Origin of the sequence: Dyadobacter diqingensis (assembly GCF_024220585.1) — a bacterium.
Lineage (GTDB): Bacteria > Bacteroidota > Bacteroidia > Cytophagales > Spirosomataceae > Dyadobacter > Dyadobacter diqingensis.
In genome coordinates this window covers 321,737-339,950 of record NZ_JAMXKF010000001.1, presented here as the reverse complement: position 1 = coordinate 339,950, position 18,214 = coordinate 321,737, and the positions used below count along the sequence as shown (strand labels likewise).

The window sequence follows — 18,214 nt, the reverse complement described above, 5'->3', positions numbered from 1 at the left end:
CCCCATTATCCCCCCGTTATTCGTAGTTTAAACTACGAATTTGTAATAAAAAACCGTCTTTGACGGTCTTGATCGATGAATCTTTTCGAAGATTATGGATACTTGAACTTACTGTCAAAGACGGTTTTTTATTTTAGGTACGCAGTGTCCCTTCGGAACACTACGCACAACACGGATATTATGTAAGGTTGGAAAACAAGAGGGCTTATCAAATCGCGGAAGTAATGCAATACCTAGACTATTTTCACAACTTTTGCAGGGATACCGGCGACTATTGCATTGGCTGGAACGTCCCTCCCCCCGTTATTCGTAGTTTAAACTACGAATTTGTAATAAAATACCGTCTTTGACGGTTTTGATCGATGAATTTTTTCGAAGATTATGGATACTTGAACTCACCGTCACAGACGGTATTTTATTTTAGGTACGCAGTGTCCCTTCGGAACACTACGCACAACACGGATATTATGTAAGGTTGGAAAACAAGAGGGCTTATCAAATCGCGGAAGTAATTAAATGCCTAGACCATTTCACAACTTTTGCAGGGATACCGGCGACTATCGTATTGGCTGGAACGTCCCTGTTGACCGTTATTCGTAGTTTAAACTACGAATTTGTAATAAAGAACCGTCTGTGACGGTTTTGATCGATGAATTTTTTCGAAGATTATGGATACTTGAACTTACCGTCACAGACGGTATTTTATTTTAGGTACGCAGTGTCCCTTCGGAACACTACGCACAACACGATATTATGTAAGGTTGGAAAACAAGAGGGCTTATCAAATCGCGGAAGTAATTAAATGCCTAGGCCAATTTCAAAACTTTTGCAGGGATACCGGTGACTATCGCATTGGCTGGAACGTCCCCCCGTTATCCGTAGTTTAAACTACGAATTTGTAATAAAAAACTGTCTGTGACGGTTTTGATCGATGAATTTTTTCGAAGATTATGGATACTTGAACTTACCGTCGCAGACGGTATTTTATTTTAGGTACGCAGTGTCCCTTCGGAACACTACGCAACACGGATATTATGTAAGGTTGGAAAACAAGAGGGCTTATCAAATCGCGGAAGTAATGCAATACCTAGACTATTTTCACAACTTTTGCAGGGATACCGGCGACTATCGCATTGGCTGGAACGTCCCTGTTGACTATTGCGCCAGCTGCGACAATGGCATTTTCACCAATTGTGACACCAGGTAGTATCGTCGCCGCCGCTCCAATCCAGGCGTTTCGCCGGATGACAATTGGCTTAGGGATAACGGTCTCGCGCTCGTTAGGATCCAGAGGGTGGGTTTCAGATGTCAAATTAACCTTGGGACCAATCATGACATCGTCTTCAATTGTTATTCCGCCCATATCCAAAAAGGAGCAGGCGTGGTTTATAAATACGTTTTTACCGAGGGTTATAAACTTACCAAAGTTGGTGTAGAAAGGAGGGAAGATGGTAGTGGAACCGTCGATGTTTGTTCCGGTTATTTCACTCAATCGCGCGCGGACCTGGTCGGTGTCAGTGGAAGCATTCAGGGCAGGGGATAACCGGATCGTTCTGGCCACGGCCTGCTGCAATTGACTGTATTCAGGATCATCTTTCCGGATAGCTTCACCGGCTCTCATTCTGTCAAAAATATCTTTTACTTCCATATGATTGTTTATTTTCATCAATATTTACTCTAACTCAAAGGTGACCGTCACGCTTCGGGAACCCACTGCGGCCGCAAGTCCAGTCGCATCATCGATACGGCCGAGTTTTGTGTAATTGTAAGATGTCGGAAATGATTGATAGAAAAGCACCAGCGTATTAGATCCATAGATCATCAGGTCGCCTGAATTGATATTTCGGGGATTTGACGCATTGGTTGGTAAGTTATCCGGGAATCGGTACAGCTTTTCATTGCCGTTTAACTCACTCATTGAAACGGTCATGGGCAATCTGGACTTAAAGGCAGTCGCCGTAACATTGTTAAGCAGCGTCGCAGTGAAGGTTTTAGAGCCGATCCTGATTTTAAGCCGACTGCTTGTCGTATCAGTATGATTGCTGTCGGTAGTTTCCATATTCGTATTGGCAATTGTCACTTCGTTTGTTTTACAGGCCAAACTTCCTGTTAACAGCATGACGAGTCCAGAGAGGACAATCAGGGAATTTTTCATTTCCTTCATTAAAAATCAGTTTAAATGGTAGTGGTGTCGATCACAAACCGGTACCGGGCTTTTTTATCCACGACCTGCTGCCAGGCGTCATTGATCTCTTCGGCTTTGATGATTTGTACTTGTGGGTAGATTTTGTTCTTCGCACAATAGTCTATTACCTCCTGAGTTTCGGGAATACCTCCAATGAGGGAGCCGTTGAAATTCACCCTGTTAAAAATCATATTGAAATTATTGATCGTCAATTCACCATTTACCGGCTGGCCAACCTGGGTAAAATAACCGTAGGGTTTCACGCAGGAAATGTAATTCGACATATCATAGGAATAGGGAACGGTGGAAATCATAAAGTCCAGCTTTCCAAACCAGGGTTTGAGATCATCGGCACCTTTCACTACAATTGCTTCTTTGGCTCCGAATGAGCGGATATCATCAAGCTTACTTTCTGATGTCGTAAAGGCATAAACTTCGGCACCTTTTGAAACAGCCAGTTTGATAGCCAGATGTCCTAAACCGCCGATGCCCACCACACCTATCTTATCGCCTTTTTTCATCCCGACCCGCATTAATGGAGAGTAGGTTGTAATGCCGGCACAAAGCAGGGGAGCTGCAAATTTTAGCTCCATCGATGCAGGGATTTTGATAGCAAAGTGCTCGTTTACAACGATGTTATTGGAATAGCCGCCCTGTGTAATCCCACTTGGCGATGATTTTTCAGGACTACCGTATGTACCGGTCATGCCCGTGGTTTCACAGTGATGTTCTTCTCCTTTTTTACAACTGTCGCACTGCATACAGCTGTTGACCATACAACCTACACCGGCTTTATCGCCCACTTTGAACTTGGTGACGTTTTTTCCAACGGCAGTTACGATACCAGCAATTTCATGACCAGGAACCTGCGGGTAATGCTGCGGCCCCCAATGGCCTTTAATGGTGTGAATGTCCGAATGACAGATGCCCGAATATTTAATATCGATCAGAACGTCATTGTCTCCGAATGGCCGCCGCTCAAAATTCCAAAGTTGTAGGTTACCCAGTTTGTCCTTTCCGGCATACCCTTTTGATTTAATATTGCTACTCATATTTGTTTCGGTGGTTTGCGAAAAAAGCCGGGTAGGGTATGTCAGCAACAGACCTGTTGTTGTCATCGCCGATTGCTGAATGAATTTTCTTCTCGATGCCTTTTTCATTATTTCAGTTTTTTGAAAATTTCTAACATGGTTTGCTCGTCAAGTCTGTTCATATCCACCAGCTTCAATGCCTTCACCATTTTAAGCGTCGTTGTTTTGTAGTGCTGGAAGTGTGGCGTTTTTAAATGCGCCTGGTAGACCGCGCTGTCAGCATATATTTCTATAATCCGGATCTGCGTTGGCTGCGCTTTAATGCTCATTGGAAAAATGGCAATTACGCCCGGTTCCTTTTCTACCGAAGCTGCCGCTTCTTCTTTCAGGATAGTGTTATATTCATTCAGGAACTCTGGCAGGATTTCGATTTCGGAGATCCGCACCATCATGTCCTGTTTAATAACAGGAGCCACCGGCTTCGCCATAAGCTCTCTTAATGAATTTGCCTGAGCCATACTGACAAATTTTTCAGTCAGTTGTGCAACTTCTACAAGTTGATCGTCAGTAATACCGGTATTGATACCCATTTTTACATGGGATTGTAATTGCGAACTGACGCCAGGCATGGCTGCAAGGGCTGAAATCGTCACAAGCTCCCGCTCTTGAAAGGTGAGCACTTTGCTTTCGAAAATGTCGGCAAATAGATGCTCTTTCAAAAATGCATCGATCCGTGGAGCAAATTCTCCAAAACCAGGTGCAGGCTTTGACTGAGGCATTTTTGTTAAAGCTTCTAAAACTTTCCGGCCTTGTTCGTACTTATCCTGAACACCGTCCTTTGAGACGGTTGGGTCTCCTTGCCTGTCATTGATGCCATTAGACTTTCTTTTCTCAATGACGCTCATTAATGTGCTGATCGCATTCAGGCTTCTTGGGAAACCGCAGTAGGCGTACAGCTGCACCAGGATCTCCTTCGTTTCTTCAATTGTTAAACCGGCGTCCAAGCCATTGGCGAGCTCAATTGATAGCCTTCCAAGATCACCGGTAGCGGTTAATCCGGAAATGGCTACGATACTTTGCTGCCGCCCGCTCAGCGTCTGTGTTTTAGTTGTGTTAGTTTGTGCTTTCATGACAGTGATGCTCAGCAGGAACACAATAATGGATACTGGTGAGAGCAGCTTGTTTAGGTTTATTTTTGCCATGTTTACTGCTTATTAACGGTATTATATTCTTCTTCTGAAACCGGTTTAAGCCAAACTACATTGGTATCGCCCAGGAAATTGGTTATCGCGATATGTGCCATCTGGGAAGTTGCAGCTGCTCCGTGCCAATGTTCGACGTTTTCGGGAATATTAATTACATCACCTTTTTTGATGGATTGGGCCGGTTTGCCTTTTTCCTGATAAAATCCCACCCCCTCGTTGACAATCAGTACTTGCCCTTTGGGGTGCGTATGCCAATTGGTCCTTGCCCCAGTCTCGAAACTTACGTTGCCAATCACAAAATCATTGTTTTTATCTCTTGCCAGAAGTGGCAACAGGTATGCGTCCCCTGTGAAATATCCGTTTGTTAATTTGGCCCCTTTCTTAAAAAGAGGAGCGTCGCTGTTGTCTGGCATTTTTATGGGAGTTTTAGTTTGGCCACATACTGTGAACGGCAGCATGGCTCCGATCAGTAATGTGCAAATGCTTGATTTAGTGATATGTTTCATTGCCACACGAATTTGTTTTTCAATTTGTATAGCAAAGGTCGGTAGTAAGACCCCGCCAATTTTTATACAGGTTACTGGTTTATTTACCAGTTTTACTGATCTGGGGATTTACTTTATTTTCTACGTGATGACGTTACTATATTTGAGCTGTAAATCATTGGTATATGGAACAGGTAGAAAGGATAGACACTGTAAAGCAGTACAACAATTGGGTGGGAACTGATACGTTACACCCTTTGGTGAGTGTGGTCAACTTCAATGAAATACCAACTGTACAGCATTTCAGGCGCTATATGGGTGTCTATGCCGTATTTCTTAAAAATATCAAATGCGGTGATATGATCTATGGCTGCCAGCCTTACGACTACGAAGACGGAACATTGGTTTTCGTGGCACCGGGGCAGGTTTATGGGATTGACAGCAAAGGAAAATCAATAAAACCGTCCGGTTATGCATTGGTTTTTCATCCTGATCTACTTGCAGGGACTCATTTAGGAAAAATGATCAAGGAATATTCCTTCTTTTCTTATGAGGTTAATGAAGCGCTGCACTTATCAAAAAAGGAAAGAGAGACCATTATTGATTGTTTTGAAAAGATCCGCGCTGAGATCCATCAAAACATCGACAAGCATAGTAAAACGCTCATTGTTTCCAATATCGAATTGTTTCTCAATTATTGCATGCGGTTTTACGACCGACAGTTCATTACGCGTAGCATTGCCAACAAGGACATTCTGGTACGGTTTGAAGAATTGCTTAATGATTATTTCAAATCCGGAAAGTCGCAGACATTGGGCCTGCCAAGTGTAGCTTATTGTGCTGAAAACCTCAATTTATCCCCCAACTATTTTGGCGACCTCATTAAAAAAGAAACTGGCAACACAGCTTTGGATTTCATTCAATCAAGATTGATTGAAGAAGCGAAAGTGAAGATATTCGAAGCTAATACGTCATTCGGCGAGATCGCCTATCAACTAGGATTTAAATATCAACAACATTTTACCCGTCTTTTTAAACAGAAAGCCGGGGTTACACCAAATGAATATCGAAGTTTAAACTAGTCGTTGCGGCTATACTTCTGCTTATTGGAATAAAGACTAGTCCATGAACTCATGCTCTGTGTGGCGGCATGCTGATGCGTCAAGTATACTTCTAGTTATAGGAAGCGTGAAAATTTAATCGGTGGTATTTCTGTACTATTAAAGTATTAAATAGCCTAAAAGCATATTTTAGGTAAAAGCTCGGTTTACAAAATCTTTATATCCCAAACATTTTGGATCTAAAAAAACTGATATATTGCGGCCCAATACTATCGGTTACTTGTGCTTGATCAAATTTTAGTCACTGCAAGGATGGTACGGTTCTCATATTTTCTTCACCCCCAAACAAACCCTTAAGATTACATAACCCTTCCAAAATGAAAAAGATTTTACTTTGTTTTCTCCTTTTAACTTCCCTCAGATCCTTTTCTCAAACGCTTGAATCAGACCGCCTCGTGTTGGTAAATTTGTATAATGCTACAAATGGAAACTATTGGAATAATCGATCAGGATGGTCGGTTCCTGGTAATCCGGGAGATAATCCATGCGGTTGGTCCGGTATTTCATGCGAGGCAGGTAGAGTAACGTCAATAGCATTGTCTGGCAATAACCTGGTAGGGACAATTCCTGAATCTGTAACTACCATGGACGCGCTAAAATACTTTTATGTTGCAAGTAATTCTATTTCAGGCAATATTCCCTCTTCCATTGGCAACCTGACGAATTTGAGGCATTTGGAAATGAGTAGTAATGCCGAATTGAAAGGAGAAATTCCAGCATCCATTGGCAACCTACAGCTTCTGGAATTGCTTAGCATAAACGACACTAAAATCGGCGGGAATATTCCCTTCGGGTTGGGAACACTTACCAAGTTAAAAACGATTGGGCTAAGCTCCAATCAATTATTCGGGCCGATTCCGAGTAATCTGGGTAACTTATCTCAATTAGGTGCACTTTTCCTTGATCGAAATCAACTCTCAGGGGAAATACCAAATGAACTGGGAAATGCAACCTCGCTTACTTCTTTAGGTTTAGGATATAATCAGCTTATCGGTCCCATTCCATCTTCGATTGGAAATTTAACAAATTTAGGAATTCTCTATCTTGAATCTAATGACCTCTCAGGTCCCTTGTCCGGTTTGAGTGGAATATCAAGCTCATGTTTTATAAACATAACTTTCAATCGTTTCACATTCGAAGGAATTGAACCTAATATTGCCAAGCTGGATTATTACTCCCCTCAAAAGACATTTTCATTGACTAACGAAGGAGGTATATTAAGAGCAAATGTCGGAGGAACGGCTGCTAATAATGTATACCGTTGGTACAAAAATGGCATCCTTGTCGCTACAAACAATATAACTGACCTGTATTCGCCCACTGGTGAAGGCACGTATAGGGCACAAGTTTCTAATAGTGTAGCACCTTCTCTGACAATGGTGAGCGAAGACTACATTATAGGTCCCGATAATTTAGAAAGTGACAGACAAGCTTTATTGGCCTTTTATCTTGAAACAAACGGGAGCGGATGGACTAACCGATCTGGTTGGAATTATCCTGGAAATGTTGGCGATTCTCCTTGCGGATGGTTTGGCGTTTCATGTACCGCTGGTAGAGTGACAGGTTTAAGCATGAGTGCCAACAATTTGAATGGTACAATAACCCCTAATATTAAAAATCTCAAAAAACTTAAGATTCTCGGCCTAAGCTCGAACAGCTCGTTGCGGGGAGAAATACCTTCTTCCTTGGGAGAAATCAGCGAACTGGAAAGTGTGATAATTCAAAGTAATAGTTTAACCGGAACAATTCCAACCACATTAGGTAATCTTTTGAAATTACGATGGCTAGACCTTTCCAGCAACCACCTTGGGGGGGCCATTCCTTCTAATATTGGAAATTTAGGAGCCCTTGAAGTACTCGCCTTAGCGCAAAATGAGTTCGGGGGAAATATTCCTCTGGAGATTGGTGGACTTACAAACTTAACTTTTTTGAGTCTGTATGACAACCTAGTCACAGGACAAATACCTTCCCAACTAGGAAATCTTTCGAAATTATATTTTTTCGATTTATCCGTAAATCAACTAACTGGCCATATCCCTGTCGAACTCGGCAACCTAACCCAATTGCAAGTCTTTAACCTAAATCTTAACCAGCTTTCCGGTTCCATCCCTACCTCGTTAATCAATGCAACTAAACTCGAAATTTTTAGTGTCGGGTACAATTCGTTAATTGGCTCTATCCCTTCTAATATTGGTAATTTGACAAAAATGCGAGTTTTAGCAATGGCAGGTAATCAACTTGATGGCTCTTTGCCCTCTTCACTTGGGAATTTTGCAAATCTGGAACAAGTTTTTTTGGATCACAACAATTTTACCGGAGTATTTCCCGGGGGGGCTGAAAATTGGAATAAGATTACAATTTTAAGAGCTAATCATAACCGATTTGATGGTATTGTATCTCTATCCAGTGTCCCTATGTCAGCCGAGGTTAATTTCAACAACAACTTTCTTACATTTGGTGCGCTCGAACCAAACATCTCTAAAATTGACCAATATTTCTCTCAGGCTAATATTCCGATAACGGTAAACGGTGCAACTTTATCCGTGAATGCAGGAGGGACGATCGCTAACAACACATACAGTTGGTATAGAAACAATTTTTTAGTTGCCACCAATTCAGGTATAAATACTTACACCATGACTGAATCCGGAGAATATTGGGTTCTAGTTTCAAATAGCCTGGTTCCTTCACTAACACTGATAAGTTTGAGGCATACCTATAATAATGCCCTACCCGTCAGACTTGTAAACTTTACCGCAAAGAAATCCGGTGTAACTAATTTATTACGCTGGTCAACCACCATGGAAGTCAACAATTCGGGGTTTGAAATTGAGCGTAGCGTTGATGCCAGAAACTTTGAAAAGATTGGCTTCAGGAATGGGAAAGGGGTGTCGAAAAATCTAGAAACCTATCAGTTTGTAGATGAAAACCCACTTTTAGTAAGTTACTATCGATTAAAGCAGATTGATATTGATGGGAAATCCACCTATACACGTATCGTACAAGTAAGCTCAGCTGAGCAGGTATTTAAACTTTATCCAAACCCTGCAAAGGATGTTTTCACCATCGAGAGTACAGGAAGCGGCAAATCGATTGACATATATGACTTGAAAGGCACGAAGATCTTTGAGAAACCAGTTTTGAACTCCCAAACGGTCTCAACAATGAACTGGCCAGCCGGTACCTACATCATCAAGCATGGCGAACTATCGAAGAAAATAGTTATAGCGAAATAAGATCTGGCCTTACCTCCGCAGCAAAGCTCTGTCAGGAGTGTTGTAATGGAAGGTGTATATCATGTTACGCTTGCTCCGCCGGAAAAAGCATTGGTATTGCTGAACGGCAATTGAGTTTTAGGAAATTTTCTTTGATATTAGACAACAAGAGGCTATTCCATCACGCAAACGGCTTCTTGTTGTTAATGTAAAGTTGGCTTTGTTTATTAAAGGGGCACCTAATGAATTTAATTTCACTTCTATCTGCTAAAAATTAGTTAATGTATACTTATGATAACAAGTCCTTCTTACAATTAAAGATCATCTGGAAGGATGATCATATGGTTGAATTAAGCGTGACGGCTACAAACGGGCGTTATCTTGGCACAACAGAGGTTTATGACGTAAGTCAGTCATTGGAAGATTTTGCAAAATCTCTTGTGGGGTATCCAGGCAAGGAAAAAGTATTATTTTTTGAAGCAGGACAAAAAAACGGCTATTCTTACTTCGGAGTGAAAATTTATCTAATTAACAATTCAGGGCATGTAGGGGTAGAAGTTAATCTAGAAGAAAATAAAAGTGAATACAATAGCAGGCAAGCGGAGAAAGATAGAGTAAAACTGGAAATCATTGTGGAATCCAGTGCTATCGATAACTTCCAACAAGAGTTGATGCAACTTGCCATGAAAGAAGAAGGTACCGCTACGCTTTTTGGCAGAACCTAGGAATTTGCGATATCATTTCAAGTCTCAAAAACGAATAGTTTAGCGGCTTTTAAGGAAGGATTTTTTTTCTAAATTGCCACTTAGACAGGAAGCAACAACCTTTGACGATCCTGTAAATTCAACCTTTGTGCCTTGACATCGAGTTAAACCACCGATAAATGCGGATACTTAAATTATATTTTGAACGATACAAACAACTGTTACCAGTTTTGGTATTGGCAATCTATTCCATTTTGGCAGTTATGACGGCCATTCAAGGAACCGTTGTCATAGCTGGTGAGTCATACGATTATTCGCTAACCATAAGGCATTATTTAGCTTTAGCAGCTGTGATAGTAAATGTCATTGGCTTCTTTACCTTTAGACGCTCTTATAAATATCTTTTATTGGCGACAATCGTACTTGGTATATTTAACTATATTACTTTCTCTGCTTTAGAGACGACAAGGAGTTTTAATATTGGTGGTTTGAGATTTGGTTTTCAGCCCTCTGCTTTTTTTGCAGGGCTTGTCGCTTACGTAGTCAATGGCGAAAAAGTAAACAAATTGATCATTGATCTATTTAGATCTTCCCCTGACGACGAGGAGAAAAATGCAAAAGCGTCTTGGTCAGATTCGGTTAATAAATTTAAAGAGCGGTACAAGAATTATTCAAGCGAAGAACTGGATGAAATTTTTACTGAAAAGAAATACGTTGCAGAGGCATTAGAGGCTGCGAGACAATTAAGAAGTGAAAGAAATTAACCTGCAATTGGTAATCAGACAAACAAGTACGAACCACCGACTTTTAAATTTATGTTTCGACTGGGCAACAGGTCAATAACAGCACATTATCATAGGCGTATTCGGTGCTCTGCACACAATTGTACTATATAAAATTGGACTCTTTGAATGAATATTTGCGTCGAAAAGTCACCCAATGCAAACCTGCTAAACTTTGGTGATTAATTTCAGAAATCCATACATGTGGTAGATGGTTTTTCTACTTCAAATGGTCTCAGTTTGAATAGTAGATACAGTATTAAGAAGGAATTATATTAAACTCACTTACCAAAATAATTTGAAAGCAAAATCAATAAAAGAGATTGAGCAAGACCTAAATTCAATTTCTGATACGGAAACAATCGAAGTTAATCTTAAGCAACTTTTGTTGGTTTACAAAGGAATTGAGGATTGGAGAAGATTTTTTCATAATCCAATGCATTATCCTTCAATAAAAGAGGTAGAAAAATATCTTGGAAATAGAAAAACGGGCATGTATGCAGTAATGAATCATATTTATATAAAAACATTTGATGGATTACTTCCTGATGATATCGAAGAACGACTAGAATAGTTGTGAGGTGTCTCATGACTTTTTTATTTTGTGCTGAGCACTTACAAATGGTCTTTTATCCATGTTCTTCTTAATACAGTGACCTTTTCGAAAAACGAAGAATAGACAAAGGGCAAATATTATACTGCTCCAACTATGACGCTAGTCCTAAAATCAATGTAATATTTACCTCCGGAAGTAGCAATTAAGGAGACTAGGAGCTTCCAGAATGGTTATGTTTACGTTATTGATGAAAAATATGCCGATAGTGAAAATGTACTACCTGCAAACATTAAGGGTGTTTAGCAAATAAACGGCCAGGGGGTGATCATAAGCGACTTTTTTCCAAATCCAGAATGTGAGAAGTCACAAAATAGAAGGAAATTACTACTTCAATATTGGTCAGATTATCTCAAAAATCCGTTTGACGCTTTGGCGTTGATAACTCAGAGGTACCAGTTAGTCGATGAAGAGCTTATCTCAAAAAATGATAATCTATCAGCTAATTTTGGTTGAATTAATCCCCGTTTCATTGATAGCGCTTTAATACATATATGTTACAAACAAATAGAAAAAAAATTCGAGGCTGGAAAAGACGCAAAAAACAAATCAATATCTGGTTCAATGCCAACAAAGTTCCTGATCTTGATAAATTTCATTCAAAGGGAGAGGATTATGTTAAAGTTAGGATAGATCCCTGGAATCGGTTATGTGAGCGAATTCCACCAAATTGGTATTTCCGGTTGATTTTGCAAAAAATAGTTATCATTCACAACCAATGGAAGGCATTCTATGGAAATCAGACGACTCCATATGATTTACAACTGTGGCTGAACTTTCCAAATACAATAAGAAGTGAAGTGGTGTGTGCAAAAGTAAACGCGGTTGGTGAAAGGAGAGAGGATTCTTACCGTAGAAGTGACATCGAAAAAGGCTTACCCAAAGAATTCGTAGCAAACAATGATATTCTTAACCATTTTAGATGGGAAGTGTTTGATGATGAGGATATTCAATTTAAAAAGCTGAGCTATCTTGAAGAGTACGAAGTTACCGAACTGTTGCATTCTGGTTTTCAGGAGGAAAAGGTAGTTGTCAGAGGAAAAGAGGACATAATGTATTCCAGGAAAGTAGGCAACGTATGGATAGGCAGACAATAACCATATCGGAGGATGGAATAAGCTCCTATTATTCCAGCAAAATTCTTCCTCACTTAGCGGAAGCCATTACTGATTTTGTGAAAAATTAGTAATGATTCAACAGATTCACTCCAATTACTGCAAGATCGGAACGCTACTATTGCGGAATATAGGGGTCTGATTGAAAGTTCTACCAGATAATATGTAATTTTTAACAGGGGAGGAGGACTCGTTTGGAGTCAAATATATTATATCGGGTTCCATCAAGGGACGTCGTTTTTTAATACAAAATTTAAGGAATTCTGTTAAATTCAATTTTGACTGGATTTTTTTTGCGTTTTAGATCACCAAAATGTTCAAAACCTAACTCTGTTAATAATGTACGAACGGAATCAAGAGTTTCTTGACTTATACCGGTATGCTTTGATACCCCAGAGGCTAGTGCTAATCCCTTCAAATTATTAATGTAAGTTGTCTGAATATATTGAGATTCTAACTAGATCGACGCTCATACCGGCTCATGTATATTTTTAACAGGCTAGTGAGTGTTTGCAAGCTTTTAACCTAACCGATAGTTACATCGTTCATTAGAGAGCATTCATAAAACCTGTTAAAGACGTATCCAACACTTTCATCCTTTGTTAATAACAACCCAAGCCTTATTCAGGTAATGCCGATCGACGGCAAGCGCTACGGGCAATATTTCGCTAAAAAATGTCAATCCTCAGTCAATTTTAGCTTTGTACACCTTTTGTATACCCAATTTTTTGATTAGGTTACTTTTTGCATACCTCTTCAATTAGGACGCCTGCCACTGCCGTACCTACGTTTGCATCAGTCAAATTCAATCACATCTGCATCTGTGGATCTGCCGCTGACTTGACTAAAATCAAACAATTCAATCAATTAAACATGAATGTAAATGCCATGAAAAATGTCTTTATGAGTACCGCAATCCTTTTACTTTCGTTTTCTATTTTTAGCTGCGAAAAATCCGCCGAGTTAACGCCGGATGACGGAGGGAAACTAACAATGGCTGGTTACCAGTCCGCCAGTACACCGCCCGTCACATTGAAAGGGGGAAATCCTATACCTGACAAACAGCCCATTCCGGATAAATTTGAATGGAAGCTAATGAAAACGGTACAACTGCCAATGAACAAAGGCCTCAACCTCACAAGTCCGTTTGACATCGTCAGTGAAACCGCCGGCGATATCAGCTGGGGTTCGGATGGAGGCTGCTATTCGGCGATTAGATGCTGGAAGGTCACCCGGGCGATTCTTGCAATTGTGGATGTTCAAACGGTGACGCCGGATTATCTGAAGACGCTTACATTCGTAAGCGGGCAAGTTGCCTGGGCACCGGGCGCTGCACCAGGTTATACGCCCACATGGACAAACTACATGCCGGTAGGGACGGTTATCGCATATAAAACAAGCTTGGGTAAGTTTCGTTTGGTTGTGGTGAAAAGCGCGTTTCCGTTAATACTCGACATATACCACGAGAATTTTTATAGGGTTTACTAGAACCTGAAGTGTCGGGGAAAGGACAAGAAACTGAATCGTTTCTTGTCCTTTTTTTCTAATAATACATGCTAAGTTATTTTCAGTTTACTTTTCGGAGAAATGACACCGAATTTTCTTCGTCATAAGCAAACAGGGAAAATTCTTCAGCCAATTGTAATGTTGCGGATTATTCTAATTGTCATAATCGGTGATTTATAAGAGACTTGGATCATTAATATTAGGAGGCTGTCTCACGAACGAGCGTTTATGGAGGATTAATGGATCGCCGATAAATCAGTCAGGCCCCCTAAGCCAAGTAAAATATGCCTAAGGCAGTTCTTTTAAGAGTAAATTAATTTCTATGCGTTACTCGTTCTTCATCAGCTGGATAATATTCGTTTCACTTCTGGGATCCTGCCTGCTGGCTTATGGACAAACGACGGCTGTACTTACCGGAAACGTAACAGATGCCACGACGGGAGAACCCATGCCGTTTGCCCACGTTTACGTAAATGGATCAATGCAAGGTGCAGTCACCGACGAAAAGGGCTATTATAAGTTGACAGGCGTGCCATTGGGTACGGTCGAAATAGCCGCTTCATTCGTTGGCTATCAGCCTGCTACTCAAAAAATACGATTTGAAAATATGTCTCCGCAAAGAGCGGATTTCCGGCTCAAAGCAAGTGAACAAATGCTGGATGCCGTAACCGTACGTGGCAATTCGAAGCGGTCAGAAAAACATTTACGCCAGTTTAAAAAGCAACTCTTTGGCGAGCCGTTTGGCGGACAGTGCCTGCTTGTCAATCCCGAAGTTCTCAACTTTAAGGAAGATAAAAATAATCTGTATGCGAAGGCCAATGAGCCGTTAATTATTGATAATCAGGCCTTGGGTTATAGGTTAATTTATGATCTGCAACACTTCAATGCTACGCCGTCAGGAAAGGTTTATTCGGCTGGTACTGCCCGGTTCGAAGAACTCAAACCTGAAAACGAACGACAGGCTGACCGATTTCGGCGCAACCGGCTGAATGCCTATCGAGGATCGACCCGACATTTAATGGCCAGCTTAATAGACGGCACTTTCGAGCAGGCTGGCTTTATGGTTTATCAGGAAGATCTCACAAAGCCAATCTCCGCGGAAGGTCGGACCATCACGCTTGCCGCTGCAATAGGCGAATATAAACGTTTGGTTCCAATTCAGATTGCTAAATTGATTCAACCCGGTCGGTTATCGACCGAACGCAGATTGGTTTCGCCCATGAAACTGATCGTATTTTATACGAAAGCATCCTCGGGTTTCTCACCTTATCCGGATGCGCGCTACGCTTATACGGAAATGAAACTGCCGAGCGGGCAAATGCAAATGACTGTCGATGGGGTTATTACGATGCCTGAGGGTATGGAAGCGGATGGCTCAATGGGTGATGACAGGCTATCGACGATGTTACCCGCTGACTGGAAACCCGGAGGGACCGATATGGAACCACTTACAACGGGCCCATTGGCCACGCAGGGAAAACTTGCGCCACCAGACACCTGCCTTGGAAGTATCAGTGCGGCTTTCAATGAGCGGTTTAAGTTGCTGGCTCCAACACTGTTTGTGAATATTGATAAACCTTTTTATGCCACCGGGGACCGGCTCTGGATGAGCACGTACTTACTCGATGCTACCAGTCACCAGCGGGTCGCTGGCGAAACAGCTATGCACGTCGACCTGCTTACGTCAACAGGGAAGCTGGTTCAGCACCAGTGGGTACGCATTGTAGACGGATGTGGCCAGGGCAATTTTCGTTTGTCTGATACCCTTATGACAGGAATATATCGCCTACGCGCCTATACCGATGAAGATGATGCACAGCGACGCCCCGCTTTCGAGCGGTCTGTGGCTATTCATAATTTGTTTCGCAGCGACATTGCAACGCATAGTGATTCTGTTGCTCAGCCACTGGATGTTCAGATTTTGCCGGAAGGTGGTCGTTGGATTTCAGGATTGCCAGCACGTCTGGGTGTTAAAATTGTAGCGCCCAATAGCCATGGCTTTTCCATAGAAGGCCGTATTGTAGACGACCTGGGAGCTGAAATAGTTCGTTTTAAAACCAATCAGCAGGGGATGACCAGCGTGGTGATGGAGCCTAAGGCGCAGCGGACTTATTATGCAGATGTATCCTATAATAACCAACTGCAACACGTGCCTTTGCCTAAACCCGAAAAGGAAGGGCTGTTGCTTTCAGCCGATGCAATTAGCGATACAACCCGTCTGGCATTGACAATCATGAGTTCTCACCGTGCCGCTGCCGATTCCGTATATATTCTAGTCCAGCAACGTGGTGTAATAGTCGACCAACGAAAAGTTTTCCTGCAAAATGGGGTGGCGAAGATAAGCTTGCCGATGATGGGCTGGTTGCCGGGCCTTACGCAAGTCACCCTTTACGATGCAAAAGCTAAGCCGCAATGCGAGCGATTGTTTTTTGTGCCGGAATTCATTTCGCCGGTCCGTGTGACATTGAAACTCAATAAGACCAATTATCAACCCCGTGAACAAGTTATCCTAAGCGTCAATCTGAATGATAACGGATCACCTGCGTCGGCAGCTTTATCAGCGTCGATTACCGATGTCAGCAAAGTACCTGAGGATACGGCCAACGCTACGCTGCCTGCTCACCTGCTGCTAACGGGAGAGCTGCGGGGACATATTGAAAACCCCAACCAATATGTCACGAGCCACTCAGCAGAGACTCGTAGAGCTTTGGACGACCTATTGCTGACGCAGGGCTGGCGACGGGTTAGTGGCACGCCGGAAGCTGATTCGCTCGGTGGGGTATCGCTGAGCGGTCGCATTTTGAATTCAGAAAATAAACCTATATCTGGCGCTCAGATTATTGTGGTGTCCACAGGGCCTGGGCAATCGTTCGTAAAATCGGCAGGTGCAGACGAACAGGGGCGCTTTCGGCTAGGCGGAATGGCCATTGCCGATACTGTAAAATTAATGCTGCAAATCGCAGGGCGTAACGCAAGAAAAATGTCTGCTAAGGAAGCCTTTCTGGTTCAGGAAGGGCCCGGCAAATTATGGGAATCTGGCAAAATGACTGCTATGCCACACTGGCCGGTGATGCAAGCTCAACTCGAAGCTGCCCGAATCCGGCAAGAGGCAAATACTGATCTTTACCGCGATAAAACGGTCGAATTGCTAAACGAAGTGACCGTTCGAGCGAAGAAATACAATGAAAGGCCTGATGATATTCAAATGCGGAGTCTGCACAATGACGCTGATGCGGTGATCACGTTCAGTGACAAATCGCCAATCTACTCAAATCTGTATGAAATGATTCAGGGGCGATTTGCAGGCGTGACGGTAGTACGAACTACGCCATCGCCAGGAGGCCCGCCATCACCCCCTGGATATCAGGTTTCAGTTCGGGGTATGGGTAGTTATAAAAGTGGTACACAGCCGCTATTTTTGATGGATGGCGTCCCTGTTCAAGATCCCGACGGAAACGCTTTGATGAGTTTTAATCCAAGAGACATTGAACGTATCGAAGTGCTGAAAAACGCTGGCACAGCTGGTATTTACGGGGTTCGGGGAGGCAACGGCGTCATTGCATTTTACTCAAAAGGCGCACGTTCAATGCAGGTTAATGCCAAAGCGAATGAGGGGATGGCACCGATTCAATTCATTGGTTATCCAAGAGTGCAGCGTGAATTTTATGTGCCCCGCTACGACACGGAGGTAACCGCCAGCACCATTTCCGGCCCGGTTGATGACAGGGATGTGCTTTACTGGAAACCCATGATACAAACCGATAATCAGGGAAACAGCCAGCTACGTTTTCCGCTGTCGGATGTCGTACGAACGATACGCGTCGTAATTCAAGGTATTACAGCTGACGGTCGTCCGGTGTTGGGCGTAAAGTTTGTACGGGTTCAATAATGTCGTGACTATCCCGGATATCGCAGGTATTCTCTGATCAAACAACATAGCGTAAGAAATTGATTGAGATCAGAAAGTACAAAACTTATTAGAAACCGCGCATCACCAAACTTCTGAAAAAATGGTGGTTTTTGAGTGGACATCAATAGGCCTAGATTCTCTCGAATTCAACGTTTTTGCGGAACTGTTGTATAGGCAACATTTTTAAAATAATTCCATCTGGTTAGGGGGTGAAAATCCCTAGCAGTCAGTAAAAGTTGGTTTTACGTTTCGTTGACATTCTTTTACAAGGCCTTAACCAAAGCTCAGCACAAAAACATTTAGATTTGATGAAACGCCTTGAAAATAAAAAGAATACCTTAA

Annotated in this window: 13 protein-coding genes; 8 read left to right on the top strand and 5 right to left on the bottom strand. The window is 42.2% G+C overall.

Annotated elements, in window-relative coordinates; translation table 11 throughout:
- Positions 1 to 1,087: 1,087 nt before the first annotated feature.
- Genes M1L62_RS01375 through M1L62_RS01355 form a run of 5 tightly spaced genes read right to left on the bottom strand, consistent with a single transcriptional unit; the run spans position 1,088 to position 4,834 of the window.
- Positions 1,088 to 1,648 carry a sugar O-acetyltransferase gene (locus M1L62_RS01375; RefSeq protein WP_254411210.1) on the bottom strand — a complete coding sequence of 187 codons (561 nt, stop codon included), beginning with the start codon at positions 1,646 to 1,648 and terminating at the stop codon, positions 1,088 to 1,090.
- Between the two features lie 24 nt (positions 1,649 to 1,672).
- Positions 1,673 to 2,164, bottom strand: coding sequence for a cyclophilin-like fold protein (locus M1L62_RS01370; protein ID WP_254411209.1), 492 nt, complete (start codon positions 2,162 to 2,164; stop codon positions 1,673 to 1,675).
- Between the two features lie 11 nt (positions 2,165 to 2,175).
- A complete protein-coding gene (locus M1L62_RS01365; RefSeq protein ID WP_254411208.1) occupies positions 2,176 to 3,345 on the bottom strand; it encodes an NAD(P)-dependent alcohol dehydrogenase in 1,170 nt (389 codons plus the stop codon).
- A complete protein-coding gene (locus M1L62_RS01360; protein ID WP_254411207.1) occupies positions 3,345 to 4,418 on the bottom strand; it encodes a carboxymuconolactone decarboxylase family protein in 1,074 nt (357 codons plus the stop codon). Before M1L62_RS01360 ends, M1L62_RS01365 begins: the two co-directional genes overlap by 1 nt.
- Before the next feature lie 2 nt (positions 4,419 to 4,420).
- Positions 4,421 to 4,834, bottom strand: coding sequence for a (R)-mandelonitrile lyase (locus tag M1L62_RS01355; RefSeq protein ID WP_254411206.1), 414 nt, complete (start codon positions 4,832 to 4,834; stop codon positions 4,421 to 4,423).
- A 257-nt stretch (positions 4,835 to 5,091) separates the two neighbouring features.
- On the opposite strand from M1L62_RS01355, the gene M1L62_RS01350 reads away from it, so the two are divergent.
- The 8 genes from M1L62_RS01350 (at position 5,092) to M1L62_RS01315 (ending at position 17,851) form a co-directional block, all read left to right on the top strand.
- Positions 5,092 to 5,988 carry a helix-turn-helix domain-containing protein gene (locus M1L62_RS01350; protein WP_254411205.1) on the top strand — a complete coding sequence of 299 codons (897 nt, stop codon included), beginning with the start codon at positions 5,092 to 5,094 and terminating at the stop codon, positions 5,986 to 5,988.
- 356 nt (positions 5,989 to 6,344) lie between these two features.
- On the top strand, positions 6,345 to 9,263 hold the full coding sequence (locus M1L62_RS01345; protein WP_254411204.1) for a leucine-rich repeat domain-containing protein: 2,919 nt from the start codon (positions 6,345 to 6,347) through the stop codon (positions 9,261 to 9,263).
- Positions 9,264 to 9,523: 260 nt separating this feature from the next.
- Complete coding sequence (locus tag M1L62_RS01340) at positions 9,524 to 9,967, top strand: hypothetical protein (protein WP_254411203.1); 444 nt, start codon at positions 9,524 to 9,526, stop codon at positions 9,965 to 9,967.
- A gap of 158 nt (positions 9,968 to 10,125) precedes the next feature.
- Positions 10,126 to 10,710, top strand: coding sequence for a hypothetical protein (locus M1L62_RS01335; protein ID WP_254411202.1), 585 nt, complete (start codon positions 10,126 to 10,128; stop codon positions 10,708 to 10,710).
- Positions 10,711 to 11,026: 316 nt separating this feature from the next.
- Positions 11,027 to 11,302: a hypothetical protein gene (locus tag M1L62_RS01330; protein ID WP_254411201.1), complete on the top strand. Its 276-nt coding sequence runs from the start codon at positions 11,027 to 11,029 to the stop codon at positions 11,300 to 11,302.
- Between the two features lie 533 nt (positions 11,303 to 11,835).
- Positions 11,836 to 12,438, top strand: a complete 603-nt coding sequence (locus tag M1L62_RS01325; protein WP_254411200.1) for a hypothetical protein — start codon at positions 11,836 to 11,838, stop codon at positions 12,436 to 12,438.
- 921 nt (positions 12,439 to 13,359) lie between these two features.
- Entirely contained in the window at positions 13,360 to 13,944 is a 585-nt protein-coding gene (locus tag M1L62_RS01320) for a hypothetical protein (RefSeq protein ID WP_254411199.1), read from the top strand.
- A 340-nt stretch (positions 13,945 to 14,284) separates the two neighbouring features.
- Positions 14,285 to 17,851, top strand: coding sequence for a carboxypeptidase-like regulatory domain-containing protein (locus tag M1L62_RS01315; protein WP_254411198.1), 3,567 nt, complete (start codon positions 14,285 to 14,287; stop codon positions 17,849 to 17,851).
- Positions 17,852 to 18,214 lie beyond the last annotated feature (363 nt).